Annotated in this window: 21 protein-coding genes; 10 read left to right on the top strand and 11 right to left on the bottom strand. The window is 52.3% G+C overall.

Annotation, left to right across the window (positions count from 1 at the left end; all coding sequences use genetic code 11):
* Window positions 1–9: 9 nt before the first annotated feature.
* Complete coding sequence (locus ABA45_RS05580; protein ID WP_227506136.1) at window positions 10–555, bottom strand: class I SAM-dependent methyltransferase; 546 nt, start codon at window positions 553–555, stop codon at window positions 10–12.
* A 249-nt stretch (window positions 556–804) separates the two neighbouring features.
* Between ABA45_RS05580 and ABA45_RS05575 the strand changes: the two genes are divergently transcribed.
* From ABA45_RS05575 to ABA45_RS05565, 3 genes are all read left to right on the top strand, one after another.
* Window positions 805–1,656, top strand: coding sequence for a DUF3883 domain-containing protein (locus tag ABA45_RS05575; protein ID WP_048384657.1), 852 nt, complete (start codon window positions 805–807; stop codon window positions 1,654–1,656).
* Between the two features lie 328 nt (window positions 1,657–1,984).
* A complete protein-coding gene (locus ABA45_RS05570) occupies window positions 1,985–2,929 on the top strand; it encodes a 5'-nucleotidase (protein WP_048384656.1) in 945 nt (314 codons plus the stop codon).
* Between the two features lie 218 nt (window positions 2,930–3,147).
* Window positions 3,148–3,552 (top strand): hypothetical protein, encoded by a 405-nt coding sequence (locus ABA45_RS05565; protein WP_053076128.1) that lies wholly within the window; start codon window positions 3,148–3,150, stop codon window positions 3,550–3,552.
* A gap of 43 nt (window positions 3,553–3,595) precedes the next feature.
* Here ABA45_RS05565 and ABA45_RS05560 read toward each other — a convergent pair whose 3' ends face one another.
* Complete coding sequence (locus tag ABA45_RS05560; protein WP_048384655.1) at window positions 3,596–4,147, bottom strand: hemerythrin domain-containing protein; 552 nt, start codon at window positions 4,145–4,147, stop codon at window positions 3,596–3,598.
* A gap of 81 nt (window positions 4,148–4,228) precedes the next feature.
* Here ABA45_RS05560 and ABA45_RS19050 point away from each other — a divergent pair, with 81 nt between their 5' ends.
* The gene (locus tag ABA45_RS19050; protein WP_198147066.1) at window positions 4,229–4,690 is read left to right on the top strand and encodes a hypothetical protein; all 462 of its coding nucleotides are present in this window, start codon (window positions 4,229–4,231) and stop codon (window positions 4,688–4,690) included.
* Between the two features lie 146 nt (window positions 4,691–4,836).
* Window positions 4,837–5,250, top strand: a complete 414-nt coding sequence (locus tag ABA45_RS05550; RefSeq protein ID WP_053076127.1) for a PH domain-containing protein — start codon at window positions 4,837–4,839, stop codon at window positions 5,248–5,250.
* 44 nt (window positions 5,251–5,294) lie between these two features.
* On the opposite strand, the gene ABA45_RS05545 is transcribed toward ABA45_RS05550, so the two are convergent.
* Window positions 5,295–5,498 (bottom strand): hypothetical protein, encoded by a 204-nt coding sequence (locus ABA45_RS05545; RefSeq protein WP_048384653.1) that lies wholly within the window; start codon window positions 5,496–5,498, stop codon window positions 5,295–5,297.
* A gap of 244 nt (window positions 5,499–5,742) precedes the next feature.
* Between ABA45_RS05545 and dusA the strand changes: the two genes are divergently transcribed.
* From dusA to ABA45_RS05525, 5 genes are all read left to right on the top strand, one after another.
* Window positions 5,743–6,786, top strand: coding sequence for a tRNA dihydrouridine(20/20a) synthase DusA (gene dusA, locus ABA45_RS05540; protein ID WP_048388720.1), 1,044 nt, complete (start codon window positions 5,743–5,745; stop codon window positions 6,784–6,786).
* A gap of 118 nt (window positions 6,787–6,904) precedes the next feature.
* Window positions 6,905–7,873: a transaldolase gene (tal, locus tag ABA45_RS05535; protein WP_048384652.1), complete on the top strand. Its 969-nt coding sequence runs from the start codon at window positions 6,905–6,907 to the stop codon at window positions 7,871–7,873.
* Window positions 7,874–7,930: 57 nt separating this feature from the next.
* Window positions 7,931–8,002, top strand: coding sequence for a hypothetical protein (locus ABA45_RS19760; RefSeq protein WP_406564661.1), 72 nt, complete (start codon window positions 7,931–7,933; stop codon window positions 8,000–8,002).
* A 93-nt stretch (window positions 8,003–8,095) separates the two neighbouring features.
* Window positions 8,096–9,223: a 3-deoxy-7-phosphoheptulonate synthase gene (locus ABA45_RS05530; RefSeq protein WP_048384651.1), complete on the top strand. Its 1,128-nt coding sequence runs from the start codon at window positions 8,096–8,098 to the stop codon at window positions 9,221–9,223.
* Window positions 9,220–10,017 (top strand): glycerophosphodiester phosphodiesterase, encoded by a 798-nt coding sequence (locus tag ABA45_RS05525; RefSeq protein ID WP_048384650.1) that lies wholly within the window; start codon window positions 9,220–9,222, stop codon window positions 10,015–10,017. Before ABA45_RS05530 ends, ABA45_RS05525 begins: the two co-directional genes overlap by 4 nt.
* Before the next feature lie 5 nt (window positions 10,018–10,022).
* Here ABA45_RS05525 and sthA read toward each other — a convergent pair whose 3' ends face one another.
* From sthA to ABA45_RS05485, 8 genes are read right to left on the bottom strand one after another with little or no spacing between them, the layout of a single operon-like run.
* Window positions 10,023–11,414: a Si-specific NAD(P)(+) transhydrogenase gene (gene sthA / locus ABA45_RS05520; RefSeq protein WP_048384649.1), complete on the bottom strand. Its 1,392-nt coding sequence runs from the start codon at window positions 11,412–11,414 to the stop codon at window positions 10,023–10,025.
* Between the two features lie 55 nt (window positions 11,415–11,469).
* Window positions 11,470–11,709 (bottom strand): (Na+)-NQR maturation NqrM, encoded by a 240-nt coding sequence (gene nqrM, locus ABA45_RS05515; RefSeq protein ID WP_048384648.1) that lies wholly within the window; start codon window positions 11,707–11,709, stop codon window positions 11,470–11,472.
* 12 nt (window positions 11,710–11,721) lie between these two features.
* Window positions 11,722–12,801 (bottom strand): FAD:protein FMN transferase, encoded by a 1,080-nt coding sequence (locus tag ABA45_RS05510; protein ID WP_048384647.1) that lies wholly within the window; start codon window positions 12,799–12,801, stop codon window positions 11,722–11,724.
* 10 nt (window positions 12,802–12,811) lie between these two features.
* Window positions 12,812–14,038 carry an NADH:ubiquinone reductase (Na(+)-transporting) subunit F gene (gene nqrF, locus ABA45_RS05505; RefSeq protein WP_048384646.1) on the bottom strand — a complete coding sequence of 409 codons (1,227 nt, stop codon included), beginning with the start codon at window positions 14,036–14,038 and terminating at the stop codon, window positions 12,812–12,814.
* A 39-nt stretch (window positions 14,039–14,077) separates the two neighbouring features.
* Window positions 14,078–14,686 carry an NADH:ubiquinone reductase (Na(+)-transporting) subunit E gene (gene nqrE / locus ABA45_RS05500; protein WP_048384645.1) on the bottom strand — a complete coding sequence of 203 codons (609 nt, stop codon included), beginning with the start codon at window positions 14,684–14,686 and terminating at the stop codon, window positions 14,078–14,080.
* Complete coding sequence (locus tag ABA45_RS05495; RefSeq protein ID WP_048384644.1) at window positions 14,686–15,351, bottom strand: NADH:ubiquinone reductase (Na(+)-transporting) subunit D; 666 nt, start codon at window positions 15,349–15,351, stop codon at window positions 14,686–14,688. The genes nqrE and ABA45_RS05495 overlap by 1 nt, the downstream gene beginning before the upstream one ends.
* 2 nt (window positions 15,352–15,353) lie before the next feature.
* On the bottom strand, window positions 15,354–16,157 hold the full coding sequence (locus tag ABA45_RS05490; RefSeq protein ID WP_048384643.1) for a Na(+)-translocating NADH-quinone reductase subunit C: 804 nt from the start codon (window positions 16,155–16,157) through the stop codon (window positions 15,354–15,356).
* Entirely contained in the window at window positions 16,150–17,358 is a 1,209-nt protein-coding gene (locus ABA45_RS05485) for an NADH:ubiquinone reductase (Na(+)-transporting) subunit B (RefSeq protein ID WP_048384642.1), read from the bottom strand. Before ABA45_RS05485 ends, ABA45_RS05490 begins: the two co-directional genes overlap by 8 nt.
* Between the last annotated feature and the right edge of the window lies 1 nt (window position 17,359).

The following is a 17,359-nucleotide window of genomic DNA, read 5'->3' as shown; positions in this document are numbered from 1 at the left end:
CGTTAGCAGTCAGCTCGTCATGCAGTTTGCTATCGCTCGGAGGTCGTAGCCACTACACCTTAACCGAAACGCCAGTGTTTCCCAGGAAACCTCGGGGCGTTTCAGTTCGTCATCATTGCGCCCGGCTGGCAAAGCAATTGGAATCAACGCCCGATGCCTGGCAAATGCCTCCAGCTCTTCCCGGCTAACATCGTAAAAAACACGCTCACCATCGCTAGGGCCATGCCGAAGCGTAACCACCAGCATCCCGCCCGGCGCTAACAACTCAGCCAGAATTCGAAACGCTCGTTCACGAGCGGTCGGCGGGATATGCATCCAAACCGCAGAAACCAGAATCAGGTTAAAGCGATAACTCAGCTTTCGAACCTGATTAAGGTCTGGTAACTGATCGTCAATCCATTGAATGCTTTTGTCTTTGGTGGCGTTCTGGCCAAGCTCCCGTAAACTAGCCTCAGGCTCCACCGCGACCACATCCCAACCACGATTTACCAGAGCCGCAGCATCTCGGCCGCTGCCGGCGCCGACGTCGAGGGCAAGACCGGTCTTGCCGTCCATCTGGGGCAACCAGTCGCCGTTAACTTGATCGAAGGTTAGGGACTGGTATTGGTTGAAGTAGCGTTGGGCGTTTTGCGCTATAGGGGGCTACGCTCATTATTAGACGCTCTGGAACCTAATTAATTTATAAAAAGACGCTTAAACCGACTGAACATAGAAAGAAGTTAGCAAATACTGTATTTGTCATATCCTTAGCACTAAGACAATATATCCGCGTCTTCAAATAGTTGTAGCAATGGAGAAATTACCATGCCCGGGGCGGATCATTGGAGCGATAAAGAAATAGCGCTGACCGTTGCAGACTACATAAAGATGCTGACCCTTGAACTTGCAGGTCAACGCTATAATAAAAGTGCTCACCGTCGGGAGCTTCTGCAGAAACTAAACGGACGCAGTAACGGCGCCGTTGAGCTGAAACACCAGAATATCAGTGCGGTTTTGCTTAACCTGAACTGCTTCTGGATTCCAGGCTACAAGCCTCGTAGCAACTACCAAGAAGCTTTAGCGGTTTACGTCGAGAACTGGATTGACTCACATCCGGATTTTGACCGCGCATCTCAGTCTGCAGTCAAACAACCAGCATTTGTTCCTAGCGGGGTAGAGTTTTCTAGCCTTTTAGTTCAGGCACCGGAGCCCTCAACGAAAATACAAGAACCACACTCTATGTATTTGCCCAATCGCACTGCTTCCAAAAGAGATTATCTTGCCCAAGAGGCCCGAAATTCTGCACTCGGAAACGCTGGAGAGCTATTAATTCTGGAGTATGAGGAATATCGACTCAGATCTGCAGGTGAAAATGTGTTAGCTAATCGCATTGAACACGTTGCAAAATCGAAAGGCGATGGTCTTGGTTACGATGTCTTATCATTTGAAACATCTGGGCGGGAACGCTTCATTGAGGTCAAAACAACCGCATTCGCAAAAGAAACTCCATTTTATGCTTCCCGAAACGAAGTTTCATTTTCAGCGGATTTCCAGGATCAATTTCAGCTCTACCGGCTGTTCGAATTTCGAAAATCACCGAAATTATTCTCCCTACAAGGCAACATTAGCGACCACTGCCAAATGAACCCTGTGAATTTTTTATGCAGGTTGCGCTGACTTCAGACCATCGTGGCCAGTTCCTGCTAAAGGGTAGTTTCTCCGAGCCTCATATTGGGTTGTTCGTTATTATGACACCAGAACCATCGGCCAGCGTCGCGTCAAACTTCTTCTGTGCTTTAGAGCAAGGCGTTTATTCGGCCGACATTTTTCGGTCAGTTTTGACGTTATTGATTCGAAGATACCTGCTGTTTAATAGGGTAATTATGCGATCCGATTACGACGAGTTGTGTCGCACAAAGCATTTCTAATTTGGACCCCAATGATTTGAAGCATGGTGCCTGCCCCAAAAAGCCTGACATCTACCAAAAAAAGGAACGCCCTGCCGATGTCCTACCCCATCGAACAAAAGCTCGTTATTGCTGTAGCGTCCAGCGCCCTGTTTGACTTGTCTAATTCCGACCGTGTGTTTCGCGAACAAGGTGAAAAAGCCTACCGGGAGTATCAGGAGACTCATCTGACTAAGCCATTGCGAAAAGGCGTTGCCTTTCCGTTTGTAAAACGTTTCTTGAGTGTGAACCAGAAATTCCCAAAGCAATGCCCGGTGGAAGTGGTCTTGCTTTCACGAAACTCGGTCATTACCGGCAAGCGGGTGTTTCATTCTATTCACCACCACGGCCTGGACATTAGCCGCGCAGCCTTTCTGGAGGGCAAGTCGCCCTACGCATACATTCCAGCGTTCAATGCCTCGCTGTTCCTGTCAGCCAATGCCAGCGATGTGTCGCAGGCGATAGACTATGGCCACCCCGCTGGCACGGTTTTGCCCAGCAAGGTAGTGGATGATGAAGCTGACCCGGAACTGCGCATAGCGTTTGATTTTGATGGCGTAATTGCAGATGACGCTTCAGAACGGGTATTCAAAGCCGGCTCGCTAGAGGATTTTCAGGAGCATGAGACATCCCGCTCCCAAATTCCGCACAGCCCCGGCCCGCTTGCGGATCTGTTTCGTAAGCTATCCCACTTACAAAAGCTGGAAGACCAAGCGGTGATGGACGATCCCGACTACCGACGGATATTGAGGATCGCCATCGTGACCGCCCGCAGTGCGCCTTCCCATGAACGTGTGATTACGACGTTGGAACACTGGGGCGTGGACGCCAACGAGGTTTTCTTCTTGGGTGGAATGAAGAAAGACCGGATTCTGAAGGTGCTAAAGCCCCACATGTTCTTTGATGACCAGCGATCGCACCTGCAATCCGATGCGGGGGATATTCCGATGGTTCATATTCCGTTTGGGGTGGCGAATATTCACCCAATCACTCCGTCAGAATAAGGTTTCAAATGGGCTTTATGGCAATGGGGAGTTCCCGGTTCCGGGATGTCTTATCGCAAAAGGCTTCTTAAGCTGAATAAAAACGGTGACGAAGGCCGAAGTACCCGCTCAGCAGCGCGATCGCTTGCAGTCCCGGCCATGGCGGAAGAGGTTGCACAAATACAGCTGAATAAAAAACTGGCGATATTGCCATTCTGGATGCCGATGGCAAGACGCTGATGCTGGATGTGGATTTACCGGAAATTGAAGACTTTCCCACCACTGAGTTACGTGTATACGAGCGAGGTATTGGCGTTTCGGTCAAAAAGCTGTCTGACACGGCTTCCCGAAAACTCTACATGGCTCACGTGCATGGCATGGGCACTCGGTTGGTGGGCGAGTGTATTGCCTGCGCGCCGTCTGTTGAGGAAGTGATTCTGTCAGCGTTTACGCAGGTTTTCAGGGCCGACACTGGCCAAACCGAAGACAGGTATATCTTCAGTGTGAAAGTACGCCGCAACGCCTGGACCCGTATTCACTTTGGTAATCTGGAAGCTGTGGATTCGGTTGCCGCCTTGGCAGCCTTCGAGTTGCGGCGGGATATGACAAAAACCGGCATTTTCACTGCCATCGAGCCTTGGTGATGCAATCAGCGCCAGCGCCAACAGGCGCGGGCTTTTTCTGTGTTCAGGCGAATGGCGAAGGCGCTTCCTTGAACTCCGCATAAAGCTCCGGATAATACTCCCGAAGCCGCGACAAATTGGCTTGTGTGCCGCCTGGCAACATTTTGAGTAAGTTACTCTGCTCCGCCTTGGTCAGATGTTTGCGAAGGAATGGAAACAGCTGTTCACGCTCGACCTTTAAGTAAGCGTGATGAGCATCAAGATAGGTTTTGAGGTCCTCGGTAAAGCGCTCCATAGGCACCACGTGATCCATCAGGATCATGTCGAGCGTCTCGGAAAGCAGGTTCAGGCGCTTACGCAAGGCCTGGTAATCATCAGCCATTCGATGGCTTAACGCCTCGGCCTCGGGCTCTTTAGCGAGCAGGTGTTCGCTGTACAGACGCTCCAAAGGCATAATGAAGCCGTCCATGTATTCTAGAATATAGTCCACAACCTCACGTATCAGATGGAAGTCTGGACGTTCGCCCTGCTCCAAGTGCTTGTGCCTGCGCAAGAGTACGTGAAGCAAACGAGCCATGTTGGCGTGATCACGACGCAATTGGTTAAGACTGGCCATGATAAAGTCTCCTCTTCTGGTGCGTAGCGGCTATCCCCCTTTATTAGCGGGTAAGATTAACAAAAAAGACATCAGGCCACCGTGGCCAGTTCCTTGTTCAGGAGTAATTCTTTCGGAATCCATATTGGATCGTTAGCTATTGTAATACCAGAGCCAGCGAGCGGCGTAAATCTGAACTTCTTCTTTATGCCTGAAAAAGGTGCTTGTTTGGCGACTATTTTTGAAGTAATTCATCCTCAAAGAAGCCAACTAAACCACTTTCCTTACAGAATTAGCAGCTTAAAAGCAGGCAACGTCAAACAGGAAGTAAGTATTACAATGCCTTTAGAAAACATCGCAAAATTCGTTCAAGCCTGTCCGCCTTTGAGCCTCAAAGTTTGCCTGGCCCGTCGGGTGGCTAAGCTGCTGATTCCTTCGTCTACGGCGAAAATTTCGCGCTTGATGCGCAGTTGTTCGACAGAAAAATTGCTGGTGCTAACGCCAGCGTCAGACAAGCTGGTGTGCAAACCATTTAGCTGGACCTGTTTGTTTTGCCGTGCCTGACCTGCAGATCTATTTAAAGCTTGGCACTCATACCGGGCGACGCTTTACTACAATTTTCAAGCGCTTTATGGCTTGCTTTATGGTGATTTGGCGATAGGCTAGCGTTGGAATCAAAATACCAAAACTTCTTGTACAAGGAGCTCTGAATGGCCAGCTATATTGAATCTTCACTATCCCGAGATGAGTCCGTGCAAGAAATTTTCACCCTACACTGGTTCGCGTGGATGCCTGTGATTATTTGGGTGGTACTAGGCCTGTTAACGTTCGGGCTCACTTGGCTCATCGCAATTTATCAGGGGCTGTCACTCAAGTATCTTGAGCAAGGCCTGACAAACAAACGCGTGATCCTCAAGAGAGGTATCGTCAGTAGACGCACCGATGAGATTAAACTGAGATCAATTGAAACCGTCGAAATTGACCAAGGAGTTCTTGGCCGCATTTTCGGGTTTGGAACCGTTAAGGTTACAGGCCGTGGCATAAGTCGCCTTGATTTTAAAAATATTGACGACCCTATGCGCGTGAAAAGAGAAATCGAGAGCGTCAGCAGTCCAATCGAGTGACCACACCGAAAAAGGCATAAGGCGGGGACTGATTGCCTTGGACATCATCCCGCGGGCTGACTCACTTCAGTACCCTGAGAGATATCAGCTATGGCCGCCAGATACTCCTCAATATCAAACTTTACCAGCTCCCCCCGCGTGGGTCGCCGGCTGCGCTGATCTGGCTTGGCTACCAACCATTCGCAGTGGCAGGTTTCGGCGGCTTCGTACAGGGCTCCTGAAGCGGCAATTCTCTGCGGTTTGCCCAATCCTTCGCCAAAGCCTTACGGTCAAATGTTAGACTTTCGCTATATACTATGCGGCCATTCCATTTTATGCGGATGGCAGCGCAATACGATTTTGTTCCATCGGCTCGGGTTCTTGCAGTAATGGTGGCCACGGTGCTCAATGCTCCATTCGTGCGGTGCTCCAAGCCAGTTTCTGGAGCAATTTTGGAGCACCCAGACTACGAAAATGGCATAAAACAGGCAATAAATGGTTAATATTAGCGACATGAAAGCACCACAGAATAGGGCTTCAGGCCACGTAACCACAGGCGTAGAGCCTTCTCGGCGCTTCTGCGTTGCGCCAATGATGGATTGGACGACGCCGCATTATCGTTACATGGCGCGCCAGCTCAGTAAGCGCGCACTGCTGTACACCGAGATGGTCACCACCGGCGCGTTGATTCACGGCGATACCGAGCGGTTTTTACACCACAACGCGGCAGAATATCCGCTGGCGTTGCAGTTAGGTGGAAGCAATGCCGGCGAGTTGGCGCACTGTGCGGACCTGGCGCAGCAGTTCGGGTTTAGCGAGGTGAATCTGAATGTGGGCTGTCCCAGTGACAAGGTGCAGAACAATATGATTGGCGCCTGCCTGATGGGCCATCCGGATATTGTGGCTGAAGGCTTTAAGGCGATGCAGGCGGCTACGGATATTCCGGTCACGGTGAAACACCGTATTGGTATTAATGGCCGCGAATCCTGGGACGAGCTGTGCGGATTTATTGAGACGGTGGCAGCTGCGGGCTGTAAAACCTTTATCGTTCACGCCCGTATCGCGGTACTGGAAGGGTTGAGTCCAAAAGAAAACCGCGATGTGCCGCCGCTGAAATACGATTGGGTGTATCGCTTGAAGGCAAAGTATCCGCAGCTGGAAATCATCATCAACGGTGGCATAAAAACCGTGAATGAATGCCACCAGCATCTGGTCCATTCCGACGGCGTTATGCTGGGCCGCGAGGCGTACCATAACCCGTGGATTCTGACCCAGGTAGACAGCGAGTTTTTTGGAGAGCCGGAAAAGACTGTCAGCCGCCATGAAGCTCTGGAAGCTATGTACCCGTTTATTGAACAAGAGCTGGCGCGCGGTGTGTATCTGGGCCATATTTCCAGACACATGCTGGGATTGTTCCACGGTATTCCGGGTGGGCGCCAATTCCGCCGTTACATCAGCGAAAACGCCCACAAACCAGGCGCTGGACTCGATGTTTTGCGCCAGGCTCTGGCCAAAGTTCCACAAATCGACGCCGCCACAGCATTTACCGAAGCATAATGCCATTTAATAGCTGAATAGCCTTTGGTCATCTTGTTCGACCTGCTGTGGCCCGTTATTGTAGTGTTTCGTACTCTTTTATTACCAATGTAACCGACGTAGCAGGACATCAGCGCGAATGAGCAACAAGCTTGAGCAACTGAAAACCATGACCACTGTCGTGGCTGACACCGGCGATCTCGATGCCATTGCCGCCTGGCGCCCGCAAGATGCCACCACCAATCCGTCACTTCTGCTCAAAGCCGTTGAATCTGCCGCTTACCAGCCGATGGTCGACAAGGCCATTGCCGCGGCAAAACGTCAGGCTGGCGCAAGTTCGGGCCGGCTTGGTTTGGCTACCGATATTCTGGCGGTATTGGCTGGTGGCGAAATTCTGCGACTGATTCCTGGCGTGGTGTCTACCGAGGTAGACGCCCGCCTGTCGTTTGACACCATCGGCACACTGTCGCGCGCACGGCGGATGGTCGCGCTTTATGACCAACAGGGTATTGATACCCAGCGAGTGCTGATCAAGATTGCCGCCACTTGGGAAGGCATCAAAGCCGCCGAGCAGCTTGAAAAAGAAGGCATTCGCTGCAACCTTACTCTGCTGTTCTCCTTCGCCCAGGCCGTTGCCTGTGCACAGGCCGGGGTCACGCTGATTTCACCGTTCGTTGGCCGTATTATGGACTGGCATCTGGCAGACAGCGGTCGCGACAGTTTTTCAGCCAGTGAAGACCCGGGCGTGCTGTCGGTAGCGCGTATCTACAATTACTACAAAACCAACGATTTCAACACCGCAGTGATGGGCGCCAGTTTCCGCAACATCGGGCAAATTGAAATGTTGGCCGGCTGTGACCGTCTCACCATAAGCCCAGTACTGATGCAGGCGCTCCAGAACGAAACGGGTGTTCTTGAATGCAAGCTCAGCCCGGAAGATGCTCGTTCGAAAGACAAGCGCATCCACATGGATGAAAAGCAGTTCCGCTGGGATTCAAACAACGATGCCATGGCGACCGAAAAGCTGGCAGACGGCATTCGGCTCTTTGCGGCCGACCAGCTGAAACTGGAAGCGCGGATACGCCAACGGGCCGAAGCCATCGGCTGAGCTGTTGAATTCGAACCGGCCCTTGATAGCCATCTAAGCCAAGACAACAAGCACGCGGTGCTGTCGAATAACTGGTGGGTGGCTTTTGCCGATGGGCATGCCGACGAATACGAAGAACACCTTACTTAGCCGAATTGCAGAACTGCTTCAACTTAATCACCGGGAATACATACAGGCTCGGCACCGCGCGGAAGTTGCGCAACAAACCTTGAGGACACACCCATGCTAGCCATTCTTTACCCTGACACACCGATGGACAGCGACGCTTATCGCACTACGTTGAATTTCCTAGAAAATTTACCAGGTGTTTCAGTACGCGTTCACGAAATCCAGGGTGCCAAACAGCGGTTAACCGAAGTATATTTACTGGGCAACACCAAAGGCCTGAATAAGGAAGACATTGAAGCGCTGCCGGCGGTCGAACGGGCTATCCGCATTTCCGAAGATTACCGAATTCTGGGACGCCATAAAGACGACAATCGTCAAAACGGCTTTACCTATAACGGCGTTGAATTCAACCAGTCCAACCTGAACATTTTTGCCGGCCTGTGTGCGGTGGATGTGCCCGAACACGTCGAGCAAATGATGCAGGCGCTGGAACAGCACGGCGAAGTGTGTACCCGCATGGGTGCGTACAAGCCACGCACCAACCCCTATTCGTTTCAAGGCCACGGCAAAGGCTGCTTGCCCTGGGTGTTTGAAAAAGCCGGCAAGCACGGCATCAAGGTGGTGGCCATGGAGATTACCCATGAAAGCCACATTGAAGAAATCGATACCTGCCTGGAAAAGCTGGGGCGCCCTACCGGCGTCATGCTGCAAATTGGTACTCGCAATACCCAGAACTTTGAGCTTCTGAAGGCCATTGGTCGCCAGAGCACTTACCCGGCGCTGCTCAAGCGTGGCTTCGGCATTACTCTTAACGAGTCTTTGAACGCGGCGGAATACTTGGCGTCGGAAGGCAATGCCAACGTCATTTTCTGTCTACGTGGTATGAAAACCGAAGCGGGCCAGCCCCACCGCAACATGGTGGATTTCGCCCACGTGCCCACGGTAAAACGCCTGACCCGCATGCCGGTGTGTATTGACCCGTCTCACTCTGTGGGCAGCCGTGACCGCGCGCCAGATGGCATTCTGGAAGTGATGCACGCCACCGCACAGGGCGTTGTAGCTGGCGCCAACATGGTATTGGTAGATTTCCACCCAAAGCCAGAGAAAGCTCTGGTAGACGGTCCTCAGGCGCTGCTGATGAACGAATTGCCGGCGTACCTGGAAGACATCCGTCTGTGCCACGACACCTGGAAAAAACGCCAGGCGATTTATCAGACTGTTCAGGATTCAATGGCCAAATGATTGTATACGGACACCGCGGTGCCAAAGGCGAAGCTCCAGAAAACACCCTGGAGGGCTTTGTCCATGCCCACCGCCAGGGCATACGCCACTTTGAGCTGGACTTGGTGCTGTCTAAAGACGGCATTCCAGTGCTGGTACACGATTTAACGGTAAATCGTACAACGACGTTTAAAGGGCACGTTAGCAAATACACTCTGGCAGAGCTGACCCGAATGGACGCGCGCCGCAACGTCAGTTCCTGGCCGAGCCCGGTGGGGATTCCCAGCCTGGATCAGTTGCTGGACCAGTTTGACGACCTTGAACACTTGCAGCTGGAAGTCAAAAGCGATAAATCCCCGCGCATGAATGTGCTCAGCAACCGGCTAACGGAAATCATTCAGGCACGGCGGCTTTATGACAAAGTGGCCGTAACCTCGTCCGATATTCACTTTTTAAAGGAAATTCGCCGGCGTAACCGCAATATTCGGTTGGGGCTGGTGGCAGAACGCAAATTTCCTCGGCCCATGAGCATTGCCAGCCGCCTGGAAGTGGAATACCTGTGCATTAACTGGAAGTTGCTCAGCAAAGAGCTGGTAGACGACGCCCACCGCAAGGGTATGCACGTGTCGGCGTGGACGGTAAACCGTATTTTCGACATGCTGGAACTGGAAAAAATGGGGGTAGACAGCATTATTACCGACTACCCGACCAGCACCATAACCTACTTTGACAATCGCACCCGTCACCAGCGGGCTCTGCCCGACAACAGTGGGGTCGCTGCGCCGGGCAATCAGCAGGCGACGGGCACTCACTAAAACCGCTAGAAAATCCGGTTCAGTCCGTTCAGCGCGGCTACCCGATAGGCTTCTGCCATGGTCGGGTAGTTGAACGTGGTATTGATGAAGTAGTTGAGCGAGTTTGCGTCACCTTTCTGATTCATGATGGCCTGGCCGATGTGGACAATCTCTGCAGCTTGGTCACCAAAACAGTGAATACCCAAAATTTCACGGGTTTCACGGTGGAACAGAATTTTCAGCATGCCCACCGGCTCCCCGGTAATCTGCGCCCGAGCCAAATCCTTAAAGAACGCTTGGCCCAGCTCGTAGGGCACTTTTGCCTCGGTCAGTTCGCGCTCGGTTTTACCCACCGAACTGATTTCTGGAATGGTATAAATGCCGGTTGGCACGTCCGACACAAAGCGGAAGTAATCGTCTTGGACAATGTCAGAGGAGGCAGACCGGCCCTGGTCATAGGCGGCACTGGCCAGGCTGGGCCAGCCAATAACATCTCCGACGGCATAAATGTTCTCTACCTCGGTGCGGTAATGGTCGTCTACCGACAGTTGGCCGCGGCCATTGGCCTGCAAACCAATGTTTTCCAACGCCAGTTTGTCAGTGTTACCGGTGCGACCGTTACACCACAGGAACGCGTCCGCCCGAATTTTCTTACCAGATTTAAGAGACAGCACCACGCCGTGGTCGTCGCCGTCTACGGATTCGTATTCTTCATTGTGCCGCACCAGAACGCCGTTGTTGCGCAGGTGATAACTCAGGGCGTCAGAAATATCGTCGTCCAGGAAAGTCAGCAAGCGGCTACCCGGATTGATTAAATCCACTTTTACGCCAAGCCCGGCGAAGATAGAGGCGTACTCCGAACCAATCACCCCTGCGCCATAAATAATTAAGGTGCGCGGCGTGTGGGACAGGCTCAGAACCGTGTCTGAATTGTAAATGCGGTGATGACGAAAGTTCAAATCTGGCGGCAAATAGGGGCGCGAGCCCGAAGCAATAATCGCCTGCTTGAAGTGTAGGGTTTCCACGCCTTTGCTACCGCGTACTTCCAGCTCGTTTTTACCCACAAACGAGGCGCTACCGTTGACCAGATCAATGCGGTTGCGGGAATAGAATTGGGTGCGCTGTTTAACCTGTGTACCAATCACCTTTTGAGCATTCTGCAAAACACGCGGAAACGAGAACCAACGCGGCTCGCCGATATCACGGAACATTTGATTGGTGTTAAAGGTGATGATCTGCTTGACCGAGTGACGCAGGGCTTTCGAAGGAATGGTACCCCAGTGGGTACAGTTGCCGCCTACGGTGTTTTTGTCTTCAACAATGGCTACGCGCTTGCCGTTTTTCGTTGCGTTCATCGCGGCACCTTCGCCGGACGGTCCGGCGCCGATAACCACTACGTCGTATTGATGCTCTGGCATACCCGCAGTAACTCCTTATCTGGGTCTCAAATTGTACGTTATTGTCTGTTTTAGCTCAGTTTTTAGGGCGAGTGGCATCGTAGCCCAGACTGTTATTCGCTTCGCCACTAACACGCTCACTATTTTCTTCACATTTCTGGGTGTTACCGCCGCATAACTCGCAAGAGGAACTGATCCCCAGCGCACCAATGCCGCCACAGGTACCGCTGATCGGTTTGCGGCCAAAAATAACGCCCACCGACATGCCCGCTATCAGCAGAATCACAATAAAAAACACCAAAAAAAAGGTACCCATGCTGTTCTCCCGCTACTGGGTAATAAATGATGAAAATGCCGGTGTGTAGTGGCTTTCAAACCCCGCCTCACCGCGCACTATAAAATAAGCCGGTATGTTGTGGCGAACCGCCAGCGCCATAGCATCCTCGAACCCCATCACAGTAAAGCCGGTGGCCAGAGCGTCAGCGCGCATACAGTTTTCCTCAATTACGGTGACCGACGCCAAGTTATGGGTAATCGGTTTACCGGTTTGCGGGTCCAGTGTATGGGAATAGCGCTGTCCATCAAATTCGTAATAGTTACGATAGTCACCGGACGTGGCGAGGGCACGATAATTCCGGGCACCATCCACGGCTGAGGCTCCGCCCAACGCAACGATACGATTCACCTGCTCGGCGGCATCTCCGGGTGTTTCGATGGCCAGGCGCCAGGCCGAACCATCGGGCTTGCGCCCTCCTACACTGACTTCACCGCCAATTTCAACCAGATAATTGCTAATACCTTCGGCAACCAAATAACGGCCAACTTCGTCAACGCCAAAGCCTTTGGCAATGGCACTCAAATCCAGATACTGCGTTTCACTGGTACGTATGCCCGGGGGCTGATCTCGCAGTTCGATTTTGTCATGACCGGTGCGGCCCAATATTCTGGCCAACGTGACTTTATCTGGCACTTTGTCTGGCCGCGCATCCGGGCCAAAACCCCATAAATTGACCACAGGGCCTATGGTGACATCAAAGGCGCCGTCAGTGAGCTCTGACACCGTTTCTGCTTCCAGCAGCACGGTGTATAAGGATGCTGATAATGCGGTCCAATCGGACTGGTCTGGCAGCGAGTTGAAGCGTGAAAGCTCGGAATCTTCGCGCCAGGTAGACATAGCAGCATCTACGCCATCCAGAACCTGCTCAATGCCTCCAGCAAGCTGCTGAAGCCGAACCTGGTCGTCTTCCATGACCACACTGATGTGGTATCGAGTACCAAAGATCGGCCCGGAGATTTCCCAGATCTGTTGATCCGGCTTAAACGAACAACCCGCCAAGGCCGCCACAACCAGTGCAAAAAACACACTGGTCATGACCGCCCGGGCGGGTTTAACTACATTGAATAGCATCGGGATTTTACTAGCCTCCGAAGTCATCCAGCATAATATTTTCATCTTCTACACCCAGATCTTTCAGCATCTTGATAACCGATGCGTTCATGATGGGCGGCCCGCACATGTAAAACTCGCAGTCTTCGGGTGCCGGGTGATCTTTCAAGTAATTTTCAAACAGCACATTGTGGATAAATCCGGTGTCACCACTCCAGTCGTCGTTTGGCTGGGGGTCAGACAAAGCCACATGCCACACAAAGTTATCATTTTCTTTGGCCAAACCGTCAAAGTCTTCGACGTAGAACATTTCCCGTACGCTACGTGCGCCATACCAGAAGCTGATCTTGCGCTTGGAGTTCAGACGTTTGAGTTGGTCAAAGATGAGGGAACGCATGGGCGCCATACCGGCACCGCCACCCACAAACACCATTTCTGCATCGGTCTTTTTAGCAAAGAACTCACCAAACGGACCCATCACGGTCATCTTGTCCCCTGGCTCCAAATCAAAAACGAAGCTCGACATGATTCCCGGGTTGTGGTCGGTGCCCGGAGGGGGCGTTGCGATACGGATGTTAAACTTCAACACGCCTTTCTCTTCCGGATAGTTGGCCATGGAGTAAGCGCGGATCGTGTCTTCTTTGTTGATGGCCTTATAGCGCCAGATATCGTGCTTATCCCAATCTTCTCGGAACTTTTCTTCGATCGCAAATTTCTTGAAGTCGATTTCGTACTCCGGGCATTCCAGCTGAACGTAACCGCCCGCACGGAAGTCGACTTCTTCGCCCTCAGGCAACTTCAGAATCAGCTCTTTAATAAAGGTGGCCTGATTGTGGTTACTTACCACTTCACATTCCCACTTCTTCACACCGAAAAACTCTTCCGGCACTTCAATTTTCATGTTCTGCTTTACCGGAACCTGGCACGACAGACGCCAGCCTTCTTTTTCTTCCCGGTTAGTGAAGTGGGTTCTTTCCGTGGCCAACATAGCGCCGCCACCTTCAAAAACCTTGCACTTGCACTGGGCGCAAGTTCCGCCTCCGCCACAGGCAGACGACAAAAAGATACCACTGCCGGACAATGTGTTCAGCAGTTTCCCACCGGCTTCGGTTTGCACCGTGTGCTCGGGGTCATCATTGATTTCAATCGTCACATCACCGGTACTGACCAGTTTTGAACGGGCCGCGAGGATAATCGCGACCAGCGCCAGAACAATCACAGTGAACATGACTACGCCGAGAATAATTTCTGTATTCATGGTCTCGCCTTTTCGTTTATCCGAATCACCGGGTGTGAATTACAGGGAAATGCCGGAGAAAGACATAAAGCCCAACGACATCAAACCTACGGTAATAAAGGTTATGCCCAAGCCCCGCAGGCCTTCCGGTACGTCGCTGTACTTAAGTTTTTCCCGAATGCCGGCCAAAGCCACAATCGCCAGTGCCCAACCTACGCCGGCACCGAAACCGTACACCACACTCTCACCGAAGGTGTAGTCGCGCTCGACCATGAACAGGGCCGCACCCAAAATGGCGCAGTTCACTGTAATAAGCGGCAGAAACACCCCAAGTGCGGCGTACAGCGCCGGCATGTACTTATCCAGAACCATTTCCATGATCTGCACAATCGCAGCGATTACGCCAATGTACGTAATCAATCCCAAAAAGCTCAGGTCTGTGTTAGGCAATCCGGCCCAAGACAACGCACCTTCACGCAGAATATTGTTGTAGATCAGGTTGTTCACCGGCACGGTGAGGGTCAGCACCACCACCACGGCAATACCCAGGCCAGTTGCGGCTTCGATCTTTTTAGAGATCGCCAGGAAGGTACACATACCCAGAAAAAAGGCCAAAGCCATGTTTTCAACAAAAATAGCCTTAACCAGCAGACTGATGTAATGCTCCATCAGAAAGCCTCCTTATGGGTGTGGCGGGACATTTTGAAGTCTGCCTCTTCCACTTGCTCGGGTCTCCATGCGCGCAGGGCCCAAATTGCCATGCCAATGATAAAGAACGCGCTGGGCGGCAACAGCAACAGCCCGTTGGGGACGTACCAACCGCCTTGACTGACAGGCAGCATCAGGGTAACGCCAAACAGTGAACCGGCGCCCAGCAACTCACGGAAGAAGGCGACAAAGAGCAGCATCACCGAGTAGCCCAGACCGTTGCCTATGCCATCAAGGAAGCTCAGCCAAGGCCCGTTCTTCATGGCAAAACCTTCTGCACGGCCCATAACGATACAGTTGGTGATGATCAGACCAACGAACACCGACAGCTGCTTGGACACTTCATAGGCATACGCCTTCAGCAACTGATCCACCACAATAACCAGAGAAGCAATAATGGTCATCTGGGCGATGATGCGGATACTGTTCGGAATTTTTGCCCGCACCAGCGATACCGCCAGGTTGGAACAAGCGGTTACCGCAGTAACGGAAAGACACATAACAATGGTGACGTTCATGCTGGTGGTTACCGCCAGCGCTGAACAAATACCCAGAATCTGCAATCCAATCGGGTTGTTACTGAAAATTGGTTCAAAAAGAACTTTTTTAGCGGTCATTTCGGACATGATCAGACCTCCCCTTGACGAAGTTTCTTGAGGAACGCCGCGTAGCCACGATCACCCATCCAATAATTCACCAGATGCTCTACACCGCGACTGGTCAAAGTGGCACCGGAAAGCGCGTCCACTTTGTGTTGCTTGTTCGCAGTATTGGCATCAACACCGCCTTTTACCAGGCGGATCTGCGGCTCGGTTTTGTTTTCGTCGTAAAGCTGCTTACCCACCCACTGGGACTTCCAGCGCGGGTTATCCACCTCGCCACCCAAGCCCGGCGTTTCCGCGTGGGCGTAAAAGCCCAAGCCTTCGATGGTGTTCAAGTCGCCCTCAAGGGATACAAAACCATACAGAGTGGACCACAAACCATAACCGTGAACCGGCAGTACAACGCGCTTCACCTCGTCGCCTTCGCGCAGCAGATAGACCTTGGCTACGTTAGGGCGACGCTTTATGCCCGCCAGGTCTTCCTTGGCAGGAATCTTGGTGGACATGTCCGGGTCAGACGCGGCTTTGTACATATCGTATTTCATCGCGTCTTGCACATTGACTGCTTCAGGTTCAACAAAGGCGCCAGAATCCAAATCTACCAGGCGAACATCAAAGCGAGTAAAAATATCTTCGATCTGCTCGGCACTGGCGGCCTCCGGCAACATACCCGAAGCCGCCAGGATATTGGTTTTGATGTCCAGGTTCTGATTTTTAATCTGTGCCGGGCGCAGCAATACTGCGGCGGTCGATACGATAACTGAAAACACAATACTCAGTACCAAAGCGACCATTAACGTTCTGGAGACTGTTTCTTTAACCTTAGCCACGAGCGAGCCTCCGTTTAACATTAGCCTGAACAACGTAGTGGTCCATCAGCGGGGCAAACAGGTTAGCGAACAAGATCGCCAGCATGATGCCTTCGGGAAAGGCCGGGTTTACGACACGTATCAGAATGGTCATCACGCCCACCAGAATACCGAAGCACCAGCGGCCGGTGTGGGTCATGGCAGACGACACCGGGTCCGTCGCCATAAACATCATGCCGAAGGCAAAACCACCAATCACTAGATGCCAGTACGCCGGCACGGCAAACATGGGATTCGTTTCTGACCCCACCACATTCATTAGCAGCGAGGTGGCAATCATGCCTAGCAATACGCCCCCAACAATACGGTAAGAGGCTATTTTCATGACCAGCAGCACAGCGCCACCTGCCAGCACAGCCAGGGTCGAGGTTTCACCCATAGAGCCCTGAATGGTGCCCATGAATGCGTTTGACCAACCAATCTGACTTTCCAGAGCTTCAACACCGCCGCTGGCAGCCCAGCTCAGAGATGTCGCACCGCTAAAACCGTCAACCGCTGTCCATACCGTGTCACCGGAGATCTGCGCCGGATAGGCGAAGTACAGGAAAGCACGGCCGGTCAATGCCGGGTTGAGGAAGTTCTTGCCGGTTCCGCCAAACACTTCTTTACCGATCACGATGCCGAAGGTAATGCCCAAAGCCACTTGCCACAAAGGCACGGTGGGCGGGCAAATCAGCGCAAACAAAATCGAGGTTACAAAAAAGCCTTCGTTGATTTCGTGGCGACGCACGGTGGCAAACATCACTTCCCAGAACCCGCCGACAACAAAGGTCACCACGTAGATGGGAATAAAGTAAGCCATGCCGTAGATGAAATTATCCAGCAGGCCAGCACCTGCACCGGTGACCGCCATAGCGTTTATAAACGCCGTGCGTAAGCCGCCGTCTCCGATCAAAGCCTCCGGATTGGTGGCTAGATAGCTGTTGGCCTGAAAGCCGATGTTCCACATACCGAAGAACATGGCCGGAAAGGTGCACAGCCACACCGTAATCATGATGCGCTTCAGGTCAATGCCATCACGCACATGAGAGGTGGATTTGGTGACCGAACTGGGCGAGTAGAAAATGGTGTCTACCGCTTCGTAGAGCGCGTACCAACGCTCGTGACGACCACCTTTCTCAAAATGATGCTCGATTCCGTCGAGAAACTGTCGGATAGCCATA

Origin of the sequence: Marinobacter psychrophilus (genome assembly GCF_001043175.1) — a bacterium.
GTDB lineage: Bacteria > Pseudomonadota > Gammaproteobacteria > Pseudomonadales > Oleiphilaceae > Marinobacter > Marinobacter psychrophilus.
Note: the sequence above shows the minus strand (reverse complement) of the source record. Positions and strands in the feature narration are given on the sequence as shown.